Origin of the sequence: Vibrio neptunius, from assembly GCF_000967495.1 — a bacterium.
In the GTDB taxonomy this organism is placed as follows: Bacteria; Pseudomonadota; Gammaproteobacteria; order Enterobacterales; family Vibrionaceae; genus Vibrio; species Vibrio neptunius.
Window position 1 is genome coordinate 52873 of record NZ_JXXU01000022.1, and the last position, 12343, is coordinate 65215.

Consider the following 12343-nt stretch of genomic DNA (forward strand, 5'->3'; position numbering starts at 1 on the left):
CAGATGCTGGCTTTTGACTTTAGGTCCTCAACATCACATCGAGCTGATCGACCAGTTCTGCCCAGTCAGCATCTTCTTCTATCGCTTCTTTCAGAAACGCGGCCTGTGAAGGCGACCAGAAAAAGGCTTCATGCAATGCAGTGCCGACCACCAGCCCACTGTGGTGATTAACAAATTCCCGAATGCTGTCGTCGGAGCTCGCCAATCCAAGTTGCTGAAACAAATCACGCATTGAGTGTTGGTGCATTTCCATAATGTCCTCACTCGATTCTCAGAACAAACAACTAAGCCACAATTACAGTAACTATTCCTCTTTAACTATAGACCCAATCACTCCGAGCAAAAAAAACCTCACATCGACAGTGAGGCTTTTTAATTAGAACTCAGGAAGCACTTACTTGGTTATGATTTCAGGCCCCATTAGTGTCGTTGGAAGCCAAGTCGATACCCATGGTACGTAAGTAACGATAATGAGGAACAAGAACATGACCGCCACCCAAGGGAGCGCAGCCTTGACAACTTGCATCATCGACATCTTAGCGACCCCGGCCGTTACAAACAGGTTGAGCCCAACAGGCGGTGTGATCATCCCTATTTCCATGTTCACGACCATCATGATACCAAGGTGAATAGGGTCGATGCCCAGTGCAATCGCAATTGGGAACACCAACGGAGCAACAATGATCAGCAGACCCGACGGCTCCATAAACTGACCACCAATCAGAAGCAAGACATTAACCACGATAAGGAAGGTGATCGGCCCAAGGCCAGCAGATAGCATCGACTCAGTAATCATCTGCGGGATGCGCTCTTCTGTTAGTACGTGCTTAAGAATCAAGGCATTTGCAATGATAAATAGCAACATAATAGTCAGCTTGCCCGCTTCATACAGCGTATGCTTAGTGTCTTTATGGACAAATGCTTGGAAGATCTTGACGATGGCTGGCTTGCCATTTTCTTTCTCTGCGAAAGGCCCCATGTCTTTGTAGACGAAGTTCGCAATAAAGAAAGAATAGACCGCTGCAACCGCTGCGGCTTCAGTCGGCGTGAAAATACCACCGTATATACCGCCTAGAATGATCACAACCAGTAGTAGCCCCCAGCTTGCGTCTTTCGCGGCATCAAACATTTCACCCCAGCCAACGAATGGCTGTTTTGGCAGATTTTTCACGCGCGCTGCAATATAGATAGCAATCATCAGCATCACACCCGCCAGAAGACCTGGAATCACACCACCGAGGAACATACGACCAACTGACACGTCCGTCGCAGCGGCGTATACAACCATAACGATTGACGGTGGAATTAAGATACCTAACGTACCCGCGTTACAGATCACTCCAGCAGCAAAGTCTTTGGAGTAACCGTTTTTGATCATACCAGCGATAACGATACTACCGATGGCGACAACCGTGGCTGGAGATGAACCAGATAACGCGGCGAACATCATACACGCGACGACAGAAGCCATCGCCAATCCGCCACGAAACCAACCGACCATGGCAATAGCAAAACGAATAATTCGCTTAGCGACACCACCTGTCGACATAAAGCTTGATGCCAAAATAAAGAATGGAATCGCGAGCAAGGTGTAGTGGCCTGCGAACGCGTTGAACAGGGTTTGGGCTACTGAGGCTAAAGAAGCGTCAGAGTGCATCATCAAAAACAGGATGCTCGATAGACCAAGCGATACAGCGATTGGCACACCAATCAGCATAAAGCCAACCACCATTACGAATAAAAACAAAATATCCATGGCTTAGCTCTCCTTGCTCTTATCGTCGGCTTTTTTCGGCTCCATCGCTTCACCAGCGTCTTTGAGCTCTTCTTTCAGCGCCTCAAGTTCTTCTTCCGCTTCATGACCTGCAATCAAGCGGTCTAATTTACCTGTTGCGATTTCTACGGTGATTTGAATAAAACGGAATGTCATCAGCGCCATGCCAATCGGTAGCGCCATATAAGGAATAAAGCGTGGAAGCTTTTCGTAGCGCTCACCTTCATTCAGCCAGTCAGCTAGGAACTGCAATATTTCTGGCATCGGAATATCGTCGGTTTCATACCAAGCACGTTCAGTGACAAACGGATACCAATAGTTCCAAGAACCAACCAGAAGAAGAATTGAGAATGCTAAACAGCAAGCCGCTGCAAGTAACGCGTAGACTTTACGCAGTTGGTCTGGTGCCATGTTGATGATGACATCGACACCAATGTGAAAATGTTTTTTTACGCCATATGACGCGCCGACCAGAACCATCCAGGCAAAAAGGAAAACGGTGAGCTCAAGAGCCCAAAGAATATTGTCATTAAAGACATATCGAAAAATTACATTAGCAAAGGTCAGCAGTGTCATTGCTCCCAAGAAAAACGCAATCAGCGTTTCCTCGATAGCATCTGTCACCTTTCCTATTCTGGCAAAAATTGACTGTTCCATAGTTACATCGCTTTGATCACCCGTTGGCCGCGCCTAACAGGTATTGCAGGGTAAAAAGGCCCTCCTCCCGATTCGGAGGGCCAATAGTCAGGGATGTTTTTATTATCGTGTTACTGATTTGAAGCCAGTGCAGCTTCGATTAGGTCAGAGCCGATGTCTTTTTCAAATTTCTTCCAAACAGGTTGCAGCGCAGTAACCCACTGTTGACGCTGCTCAGGCGTCAATGTACGTACTTCACCACCCGCTTCGATGATGTTGTTCTTATTCGCTAGGTTCACTTTAGCTGACTCGGCATTACGCTGTGCAGTGACTTCCTGAATAATGGTATTCAGTTGCTCACGCTGATCCGCTGGTAGTTTCTTCCAGAAGTCGTTCGAGGTAACCACTAGGTAATCTAGGATACCGTGGTTGGTTTCTGTAATACCGTCCTGAACTTCAAAGAATTTCTTACCGTAGATGTTTGACCAAGTGTTTTCTTGACCATCAATAACCTTAGTTTGTAGGCCGCCGTACACTTCTTTAAAAGACATTTTCTGCGGGTTCGCGCCTAGTTGCTCGAACTGCGCCACCAATACATCAGAAGCCTGAACACGGAATTTAAGACCTTTCGCATCTTCAGGTGACAATAACGGTTTGTTTGCCGACATTTGCTTCATGCCATTGTGCCAAAAAGCCAAACCTTGCAGACCACGACGCTTCATTGCATTTTTCAGCTTCTCACCAGACTCTGAGTTCTGGAAACGGTCAACGGCGTCAACATCTTCAAACAGGAATGGCAAATCGAAAATACGGTATTTCTTGGTGAACTTTTCAAACTTAGAAAGAGAAGGGGCAGCAAGTTGCACGTCACCGTTTAGCAGCGCTTCCAGTACCTTGTTGTCATCATAAAGCGTCGAGTTCGGGAAAACCTGCATACACACTTTTCCGTTCATCTCTTCGTTAACACGTTTTTCCAGCAGTGAAGCCGCAATACCTTTAGGGTGTTTATCTGTATTCGTCACGTGGCTGAACTTAATCACAGTCTCACCTGGGTCACAGTTAGCGGCCGCATTAAAACTGGTTACAGCAAGAATCGAAGCCGATAGTAGGGTCAAAGGCTTTAGCATTGTTTTTCTCCTTGTTAATAGAACAACCCCATCACTGGGTGTTGATATATTTATAAGGGCAATATCCAAGCCAACTTATGAAAATAAATTTAATCTTTATATTTCAATAAATTAGATTCATACCTATGCGAGAAAACAATGACAAACAGATTTGTTAGATAGAAATGGGTGGAAAGTGACACATCGAAACTTCTCGAATGTGTCATTTTACACATATTTAACATTAACTAAACGTTAGACAAACAAATGGCAGCGTCAGGCTGCCATTTTTATTACATGAGATTTGAGAGTCAGCAAGGAGACTGACTGGCTCCCCTCTCAAGACAAACACGAATTTCATATTCATGATGATGCTATAAGCATAGTCGCTATTGATTGTTTTATTAAATAAAGGTTTTTTTAATTAGCCGAATTAAGGGCGAACACGCTCCCAACTCGGACAGCAAGCCAGTCCGATTCTCCCCCGTACTGGTTGGGAGCGTGTTCAATCTTATTAATGAAACTCAATTCTTTGTTCTGTTTGTGCATCAAAGAATACCGCTTTTGACAGGTCAAAATGCAGAGGGGCAACCTGACCAACACGAGCGTCAAACTCCGGAGACAGTCGACATGCCACCTCCTGACCATTGACCTTAATCATCGCGATAGTATCCGGCCCAGTGGGTTCCAGAACCTCAAGTTGCAAATCAAGTTGAGTGGTAGCATTCGATTCCTGATTTTGTTTCTCAGTAATGTGCTCTGGACGCAAACCAATCACCACTTCCTTACCATCTTGCTCACGCATTGAGTTAGGCAAACGGATATGGTGCTCCTGATCGTTACCACCTTTCACTTTAATCACTGGCTTCTGCTCATCATCAAGATCAACCATGGTCTTAATGAAGTTCATCGATGGAGAGCCCATAAAACTGGCAACAAACATATTGCTGGGCGTATTGTAGATTTCCTGAGGTGTGCCCAGTTGCTGCAATTCACCATCTTTCATCACGGCAATGCGATCAGCCAAGGTCATGGCTTCAATCTGATCATGAGTAACATAAACAATGGTGGTATTGAGTTGTTGATGAAGGCGTTTGATCTGATGACGCATTTCGACACGCAGTTTTGCGTCCAAATTCGATAACGGTTCATCAAACAGATATAACTTAGGTCGGCGCGCTAAGGCTCGTCCCATCGCAACACGCTGACGCTGACCACCTGATAGCTGTGATGGCTTACGGTCAAGCAGATGGTCGATTTGTAGCACCTCTGCCACACGCTGCACTTCAGCATCGATCTCTGCGTCAGGCATTTTACGGATCTTAAGGCCAAACGCGATGTTGCCACGCACTGTCATGTTTGGATACAACGCGTAGGACTGGAAAACCATCGCGATGTCACGATCTTTTGGCTCCACGACTGAGACATCACGGCCATCGATCACAATTTCACCTGAACTGATGCCTTCTAAACCAGCAATGGTGTTCATCAAAGTTGATTTACCACAGCCCGATGGGCCAACTAAAATCAGAAACTCCCCCGAGCCAATGCTGATATCGATTCCCTTAAGAGTTTCCTGTTCCGCTTTTGGATAGGTTTTACGGATCTGTTTGAGTTCTAAAGTTGCCATTATGATTATCCTTTTACTGATCCGGCGGTCAGGCCACGAACAAAATACTTTCCTGCCAGCACATAAACTAGCAACGTCGGTAGAGCGGCAATGATAGCCGCGGCCATATCCACGTTGTATTCCTTCACACCTGTGCTGGTATTCACCAAGTTGTTAAGTGCTACCGTAATCGGCTGTGTGTCGGATCCTGAATACACCACACCAAACAAGAAGTCGTTCCAGATCGATGTGAACTGCCAAATCACGGTCACCATAATGATTGGCGTTGAAAGTGGCAGCAGGATTTTGAAGAAGATGGTAAAGAACCCCGCCCCATCCAGCTTCGCTGCTTTGATCAACTCATCAGGAATGCTGATGTAGAAGTTGCGGAAGAACAATGTCGTAAAGGCCATACCGTAGATAACGTGAACAGTTACCAAACCCGCTGTGGTATTAGCTAAACCCAACTTACCTAGCACCGCCGCCATAGGCAGCAAGATGACCTGAAATGGGATAAAACAGCCAAACAGCAATAAGCTAAAGAAGAGGTTCGAACCACGGAACTGCCACTTAGTCACAACATAGCCATTGAAAGCGCCAAGCAAGGTTGAGATCGCAACAGCAGGTATAACCATCTGGAAAGAGTTCCAGAAATAACCTTTCACACCTTCACATTTCACTCCGGTGCAAGCTCCGTCCCAAGCTTTATACCAAGCATCAAACACCCACTCTTTAGGTAGGCTCATCAAATTACCCGCTTTGATATCTGGTAAGGTTTTGAATGAAGTGATAACCATGACAAACAATGGCATCAGGTAAACCAGACAGAAGAAAATCAGCGCTGAGTATATGAACAGGCGAGCAAAATTCATGTTGTTAGTCATGATTTCTTCTCCCTAAGTTCGGAATACAAATACGGCACCAGAATGGCAAGAATTCCGGCTAGCATCATCATGGCACTGGCAGCGCCAAGGCCAATCTGACCACGCGTAAATGAATGGGCATACATAAACAGTGCTGGTAGGTCTGAGGAATAACCTGGCCCGCCAGCCGTCATTGCTGTCACTAAATCAAAACTCTTAATCGCAATATGCGATGTAATGATTACCGCGCTAAAGAACACTGGCCGCAGACAAGGAAGAATAATTTTCACGTAAATCGTCGGTAGGTTAGCACCATCAATTTGAGCAGCTTTGATGATCGAGGAATCGATACCACGAAGACCCGCGAGGAACATCGCCATTACAAAACCGGAAGATTGCCATACTGCAGCAATAACCAAGGTATAGACCGCCATATCAGAGTCAACCAACCAGTCGAATTTGAAGTCTGTAAATCCCCAGTCGTGCATCAGTTTCTCGATGCCCAGACCTGGGTTTAGAATCCATTTCCAAGCCGTACCCGTGACAATGAAAGACAACGCCATCGGATAGAGATAAATGGTACGAATCGCCCCTTCCTGACGAATATTTTGATCGAGCAATATTGCTAGACCGACACCTAAGCCGATTGCGACCAGCATAAACAGCAGGCCAAAAATACCTAAGTTTGAAATTGAAGTGATCCAACGGTCGTTGTCCATTAGCTTTTCGTACTGGGTAAAACCGACAAAATTAAAGCTAGGTAGAAATCGAGAGTTGGTCATAGATAGTGCGGCAGTCCAGAAGATGTAGCCGTAAATACACACCACAGTAACCAACATGGTCGGTGCTAATACGATCTTCGGCAGCCAGGTTTGTAGCCTGTCAGCAAAGCTTGGCTTATAGACAGACTGACTTTTTGACCCAGTCAAAACATGCTCCATAACGAATCCTTGTGACACTTTTCCTGAAAGTAAGTCTTAGAAGGAAAGGACAAGCAGGCTCCCCACAAGCCTGCCTGCCCTTGGGGGTGACAGAATAAAGCGCTTTTAAATCGCCGCTTTTACTGCTTTCGCCAGTTTCTGCGCGGCATCTTGCGGATTGGCATCTTTGTCATTAAAGAAGTTAGTCACAACGTCAAAGATCGCACCTTGTGCGTAACTGGTAGTTGACATGCCGTGCGCCATACTTGGTACGAGATCACCAGATTTCGCCGTCGCTTTAAACTCGTCCATTGAATCCAGCGCACACTTGTCAAACTTAGACATATCCATATCTAGGCGTACTGGAATAGAACCTTTATTCAGGTTAAACACTTCTTGGAATTTAGGGTCAAGAATGGTGGCAGCCAGCGCTTTTTGCGCTTGTTGATTACCTGATTCGCCTAGCTCAAAGAAAGCAAAGCTGTCGACATTATGAGTAAATTGACCTGCGGTACCCGGAGCTGGTACACAGACATAATCTTTACCTGCCACTTTGCCGGCTGCTGAGAATTCGCCCTTCGCCCAATCACCCATGATTTGCATCGCTGCTTCACCATTGATCACCATCGAAGTCGCAACGTTCCAGTCACGGCCCGGCGAGTTTGAGTCGATGTAATCATGCATTTTCTGGAATTTGGCAAACACGTCGACCATCTTGTCGCCAGACAGAACATCCATATCCAGCTCAACAAAGGCTTTGACATAGTCTTCGCTGCCTAAAACATCAAGCGCAACCGCTTCAAACACAGTAGCGTCCTGCCATGGCTGACCACCGTGGGCCAACGGGATTAAACCAGCTGCTTTAATTTTGTCACCTGCGACAAAAAACTCATCCAAGGTCGTTGGGACTTTTGCGCCCGCTTTTTCAAATACCGCTGGGTTTGCCCAAAGCCAGTTCACACGGTGAACGTTGACTGGCACAGCGACAAAATCACCATCCCACTTCATGACGTCGGTCACCATTTTTGGCACTACGCCATCCCAGTTACCTTTTTCTGCAACGTCATCAAGATTAGTCAGGAAACCCAGACCACCCCACTCTTGAATGTCATGGCCTTTTATCTGCGCCGCTGAAGGTGGATTACCTGACACCGCACGAGTTTTCAGTACCGTCATCGCACTTTCACCACCGCCACCAGCAACCGCAAAATCCTTCCAGCTATGGCCTTGTTCTTCCAGCATGTCTTTCAGAACAGAAATGGATTTAGCTTCGCCACCCGAAGTCCACCAGTGAAGTACTTCAACTTCCCCCGCTTGAGTCATAGAGGCCGCTGATAGAAGGGATAAGGTAAGTAGGGTTTTATTCATTTTCATTATTATCTTCCATGTATTGGATTAGACACAGGGCTGACAGCGAACAAGCCCCTGTTTCATGTGTTCGAAAATGAGTGTATAGATTTGTACAGATTAGATTGAAACAAACCGTAATAATAATGTAACACCAATGTTACATCAGACTTCAAGTGTCGGTGGGATAAAGAGTTGCGCTCTCAAACCGCCTTGTGGGCGATTGCTGATAATGAGATCTCCACCATGCCCATGCAGAATGTTACGGCAGATACCTAAGCCTAAACCGTGGCCTTGGTCATCAGAAGCTAAGCGAAAATACGGCTCAAAAACTGCTTCGAGCTTATCACTTGGTATTCCCGGTCCAACATCGTCAATCGAGACGGAAATCCATTCATCCGTTACTTCAATCGACACGCTCGCACTATTTCCATATTTAACCGCATTATCGATTAAATTGGTCAACACTCGCTTAATGGCTAAGGGCTTAGCCACCATAGGTTCCATCTCGATTGGAATGAAAGTGACACAATCACGCTTAAAGTTCATCGGCTCGATTACCGACTGAATCATGGCATTGAGATCAATAAAGGCATTGTTCTCGTGTAAATCAGTGTCTTTCACACATTGAAGTGCGCCTTTGACCATCATCTCCAGCTCATCTAAGTCCTGATTGAATTTATGACGTTTTTTGTCGTCATCGAGTAGCTCAGCTCTTAAACGTAATCGAGTAATCGGCGTTTTGAGATCATGCGATATAGACGAAAACAGATGCTCCCTATCAGCCACATAGCGTCTGATACGCTGCTGCATACGATTAAACGCTCGCGTCGCAGTGACCAGTTCGCTCGCCCCTTCTTCACCTAGTGGCGGCTGATCAATATCCATGCTCATTTCATTGGCCGCTTTTGCCAAACGCTTTAAGGGTTTGACTTGCCGACGCATTAACAGATAAGTCAGACCAAGCAACAAGGTCGTCGAGAAGAAGATAAACAGGATCTGCTCTCGACCAATTAAGGTGTCATCTAATGTGACATAGGGTGCGGGAAGTAACGCAGCAATATAGACCCACTCATTGCTCTTAAGCTCGATCTGTACCACTAGGACGGGAGGATCAATGGGCGATAATGTTAAAGTATGATGCGCCCATGATTTGGGTAAATCACTAAGGTAGATGTCATTCTTTAGTAGACGAAGATTGTGCGCATGAGAAAAGTCGACTGATATCGAAGACACCTTAGGTAACTTGTCGTTGAGCACAGTTTCCACCGCAGAAAGTGAGGCTCTTTTTAACTGTGTATCTGGAATTGGCTCAACAATCAGCTTTTCTTTGTTGAATGACACAAAGAAACGCGTACCACCCATATTACGAATCTGATCCAGTACAATATGACGATAGCGCGTCGGTAGGGATTGGAAAAATGTCACGGTTGAGGCAAACATGTTCGCCATGCTTTCAGAGGCAGACTGAATACCTGCCAACTCTTTTTGCTTCGATTCGGTATACCAGATAGCCGTGGCAATGCCCTGTGCTAATATCACCGCTAACAACGCTAGCCCTAGAGTACGGGTGACCAAGGAATTGGGTTTTAGCCTATGTAATAGAGCGTTCATCTATCAATGTTCGATGCTGACTGGTACGGCGAGGATATAGCCATTACCGCGCATAGTTTTAATATATTGCGGGTATTTACCACTATCACCCAGACGCTGACGCAAGCGACTCAACTGCACGTCAATACCTCGCTCAAAAGGAAGTGCCTCTCGCCCTCTGGTCGCAAAAGAGATCGTATCGCGATCTAAAACTTCATTCGGACGCGAGAGAAACAGCATTAAGAGTGCAAAGTCACTGCCCGACAGATCGTGTTCTTCTTGGGTATCACTATGGGTAATTTTGTGCGCTAAGGTATCAAGTTGCCAGTCGCCAAACGTAATCTGTTTTGGTAGAGAATCCGAACTTTTTTCTTCATTGGCTTGAACTCTTCGCAACACCGCTTTTATTCGAGCAATGAGCTGACGTGGATTAAATGGTTTGGCAATGTAGTCATCGGCACCAATTTCCAGGCCAATGATTTGATCAGTTTCATCCGACACTGCAGTCAGCATAATAATTGGTACATTAGAATCGCGACGAATGTGTTGGCACAAGGTAAAGCCGTCATCACCCGGTAGCATCACATCAAGAAGCACCATATCTGGGTAGCCTTCTTGATCGAGGTGCGCTTTTAATTCATCTCCATCCGCCACGGCGTTGACCTGATAACCCGCTTTGGTCAGGTATTCACCCAACAGCTCCCGAATTTCTAGATCATCATCTACAACAAGTATCTTTGCGTTCATTCACTTCAATTATTACTTACGATGTCTGGCTCTAGTTTAGAGATTAATAGGAATGGGGCAGATTGATAAAATTGGATTATTTGATCACAAAACAGATTCAGATCACAACCTATTAACAAATATAAAAGTAATTCAGTACTTTTTCACAAGAGAGGCCAATTAGGAAGAGCAGCTGAAGGGAATTGACTAAAGCGGTAGTTAAGGTTGATCGGCGACAGAGAAGACATATGCAGTCCATTTGCAAAGCTGTTACCGCAGACAGTAGCATAAAGCCGATAGATATGCTTCGAAAGCTGCCCTAATAAATGATGTTATAACCATATCCCTGAACACTTATTAAGGCTTTGCTTTATTATCATTCATTATTAAATAAGAGCGAAAACACCCACAATCCCGACAAGAGAAAATAGGCAAGTACGGCTGATAACGCCAAAGTTAGAAGGTTGGATCATTTCTTGATGCTGCATACATTCTCCTCATTGTTTTTGTTACATCTTGATTACAATATGATGAATTTGATGAGGTTTCTCAATACACAATAAGATTAAATTTTTATGACAATCTGAAAAATTTGAGAGTTTAAGCCTACTTTTCGAGCTTTAAAGAGTGTAAACAATTGGTTCCAGTGCGCGATTTGTCAGTAAATTGCAGCTAAAGTTCGTGAAAATCTAATTAAATGAAGGCAATTAAGATTTCAGTCCATTCAGGAACGAAGCGGTAAATTTATTTCAAGCCTAAGCTAATGCGCACAAAGCTATCATCTTCGTAATCAACTTTATGTTCAAAGATTGCGGAAGCGTAAATGGTTCGAAGAATGGCATGCTTTTCGCCACGAGTACCACGAAATAGCATTGAAATATCAGCAGATAGACGATTGCGATTATCAAAATGCGCATTCAAATCCGGTGACAGCACACACAATAGACAACCTTTAGGATTAAAGGCTAAGTCCACCTCTTCTGCACTAGACACCAGCACCGTTGTATTGAGTTCTTTCTCTATAGAGTTGATAAGCAAAAGAAAACTGTCTAAATGAGGCAATTCATCACCATGAACTGGTGAGAACAGATTGCCTAGCATTGATTCCATATCCAGACGCTGAGATCGAGCGTGACTGACCAGAGAGCGGACTTTCTTCTTAAAAGGCTTATACTTCTTGCTGTTAGCCGCCTTGTTCAGCCAAGCAGAAAGTATATCATTGATGTCCGAACGCGACTTTCGGCCTAAAGCCTGTGCAGAATGATTAGTGTGCAGATGAAGCAATGCATGTAATGCTAGCTCAGACAGAAGAGGCTCAAACTCGGGTTTAATTTTAGTATGGATACTGCGCATGTTGTCTGAACGTATGGGGCCCTGTTCAAGCTTTAATCAATTTAGGTACTTTGAGAAGGAACGACATGCTACAGAAAAGCTCAGCTTATGTACAGGTCAAATTCAGTGCAATCGTCACGCTATGGTTATGAGCCAGTTTTCATCCTTTCACAGAAAGACAAAACCCTGACAGCCGCTAAGCCATCAGGGTTTTTAAAGAAATGGCACGCCCTGCAGGATTCGAACCTGCGACCACATGCTTAGAAGGCACGTGCTCTATCCAACTGAGCTAAGGGCGCGCTACAGGGAAAGGATTATACGAGTTCGAGTTCTTAAAACAAGGTATTTTCTTAACATTCTGATCTGAATGACTAAAAAAAGGTCACCAGATTGCATTTTGATTAAAAACACCTCAAGGCAAACGTTTGCTTATAGAT

Annotated in this window: 11 protein-coding genes and 1 tRNA gene; all 12 read right to left on the reverse strand. The window is 45.0% G+C overall.

Translation table 11 applies throughout. From position 1 onward, the window contains the following. Window positions 1-19: 19 nt before the first annotated feature. The 12 genes from TW84_RS08610 to TW84_RS08665 all read right to left on the reverse strand — a co-directional run bounded on the left by TW84_RS08610 (window position 20) and on the right by TW84_RS08665 (window position 12205). Window positions 20-253, reverse strand: a complete 234-nt coding sequence (locus tag TW84_RS08610; protein WP_006959358.1) for a DUF2789 domain-containing protein — start codon at window positions 251-253, stop codon at window positions 20-22. Between the two features lie 141 nt (window positions 254-394). After that, entirely contained in the window at window positions 395-1756 is a 1362-nt protein-coding gene (locus tag TW84_RS08615) for a TRAP transporter large permease (protein ID WP_006959359.1), read from the reverse strand. A 3-nt stretch (window positions 1757-1759) separates the two neighbouring features. Continuing rightward, the gene (locus TW84_RS08620; protein WP_045975258.1) at window positions 1760-2431 is read right to left on the reverse strand and encodes a TRAP transporter small permease; all 672 of its coding nucleotides are present in this window, start codon (window positions 2429-2431) and stop codon (window positions 1760-1762) included. 110 nt (window positions 2432-2541) lie between these two features. Further along, window positions 2542-3537, reverse strand: a complete 996-nt coding sequence (locus tag TW84_RS08625; RefSeq protein WP_021457148.1) for a TRAP transporter substrate-binding protein — start codon at window positions 3535-3537, stop codon at window positions 2542-2544. 493 nt (window positions 3538-4030) lie between these two features. Beyond that, window positions 4031-5146 carry an ABC transporter ATP-binding protein gene (locus TW84_RS08630; RefSeq protein WP_045975259.1) on the reverse strand — a complete coding sequence of 372 codons (1116 nt, stop codon included), beginning with the start codon at window positions 5144-5146 and terminating at the stop codon, window positions 4031-4033. A 5-nt stretch (window positions 5147-5151) separates the two neighbouring features. After that, window positions 5152-6009, reverse strand: a complete 858-nt coding sequence (locus TW84_RS08635; RefSeq protein ID WP_019277875.1) for a carbohydrate ABC transporter permease — start codon at window positions 6007-6009, stop codon at window positions 5152-5154. Next, window positions 6006-6929: a carbohydrate ABC transporter permease gene (locus TW84_RS08640; protein WP_006959370.1), complete on the reverse strand. Its 924-nt coding sequence runs from the start codon at window positions 6927-6929 to the stop codon at window positions 6006-6008. Before TW84_RS08640 ends, TW84_RS08635 begins: the two co-directional genes overlap by 4 nt. Window positions 6930-7034: 105 nt before the next feature. After that, on the reverse strand, window positions 7035-8282 hold the full coding sequence (locus TW84_RS08645) for an ABC transporter substrate-binding protein (protein WP_045975260.1): 1248 nt from the start codon (window positions 8280-8282) through the stop codon (window positions 7035-7037). Between the two features lie 138 nt (window positions 8283-8420). Beyond that, window positions 8421-9869, reverse strand: coding sequence for an ATP-binding protein (locus TW84_RS08650; protein ID WP_045975261.1), 1449 nt, complete (start codon window positions 9867-9869; stop codon window positions 8421-8423). Window positions 9870-9872: 3 nt separating this feature from the next. Beyond that, window positions 9873-10595 (reverse strand): response regulator, encoded by a 723-nt coding sequence (locus TW84_RS08655; RefSeq protein WP_045975262.1) that lies wholly within the window; start codon window positions 10593-10595, stop codon window positions 9873-9875. Between the two features lie 723 nt (window positions 10596-11318). Further along, the gene (locus TW84_RS08660; protein WP_045975263.1) at window positions 11319-11927 is read right to left on the reverse strand and encodes a DUF2913 family protein; all 609 of its coding nucleotides are present in this window, start codon (window positions 11925-11927) and stop codon (window positions 11319-11321) included. 201 nt (window positions 11928-12128) lie between these two features. Then, a tRNA-Arg gene (locus TW84_RS08665) sits at window positions 12129-12205 on the reverse strand. Window positions 12206-12343: the final 138 nt, after the last annotated feature.

What these genes read in the sequence shown, in the direction of transcription:
- TW84_RS08645 (WP_045975260.1), bottom strand. Translation starts at nt 8,282, where the DNA reads ATGAAAATGAATAAAACCCTACTTACCTTATCCCTTCTATCAGCGGCC.
- TW84_RS08635 (WP_019277875.1), bottom strand. Translation starts at nt 6,009, where the DNA reads ATGACTAACAACATGAATTTTGCTCGCCTGTTCATATACTCAGCGCTG.
- TW84_RS08640 (WP_006959370.1), bottom strand. Translation starts at nt 6,929, where the DNA reads ATGGAGCATGTTTTGACTGGGTCAAAAAGTCAGTCTGTCTATAAGCCA.
- TW84_RS08620 (WP_045975258.1), bottom strand. Translation starts at nt 2,431, where the DNA reads ATGGAACAGTCAATTTTTGCCAGAATAGGAAAGGTGACAGATGCTATC.
- TW84_RS08650 (WP_045975261.1), bottom strand. Translation starts at nt 9,869, where the DNA reads ATGAACGCTCTATTACATAGGCTAAAACCCAATTCCTTGGTCACCCGT.
- TW84_RS08660 (WP_045975263.1), bottom strand. Translation starts at nt 11,927, where the DNA reads ATGCGCAGTATCCATACTAAAATTAAACCCGAGTTTGAGCCTCTTCTG.
- TW84_RS08655 (WP_045975262.1), bottom strand. Translation starts at nt 10,595, where the DNA reads ATGAACGCAAAGATACTTGTTGTAGATGATGATCTAGAAATTCGGGAG.
- TW84_RS08625 (WP_021457148.1), bottom strand. Translation starts at nt 3,537, where the DNA reads ATGCTAAAGCCTTTGACCCTACTATCGGCTTCGATTCTTGCTGTAACC.
- TW84_RS08615 (WP_006959359.1), bottom strand. Translation starts at nt 1,756, where the DNA reads ATGGATATTTTGTTTTTATTCGTAATGGTGGTTGGCTTTATGCTGATT.
- TW84_RS08630 (WP_045975259.1), bottom strand. Translation starts at nt 5,146, where the DNA reads ATGGCAACTTTAGAACTCAAACAGATCCGTAAAACCTATCCAAAAGCG.
- TW84_RS08610 (WP_006959358.1), bottom strand. Translation starts at nt 253, where the DNA reads ATGGAAATGCACCAACACTCAATGCGTGATTTGTTTCAGCAACTTGGA.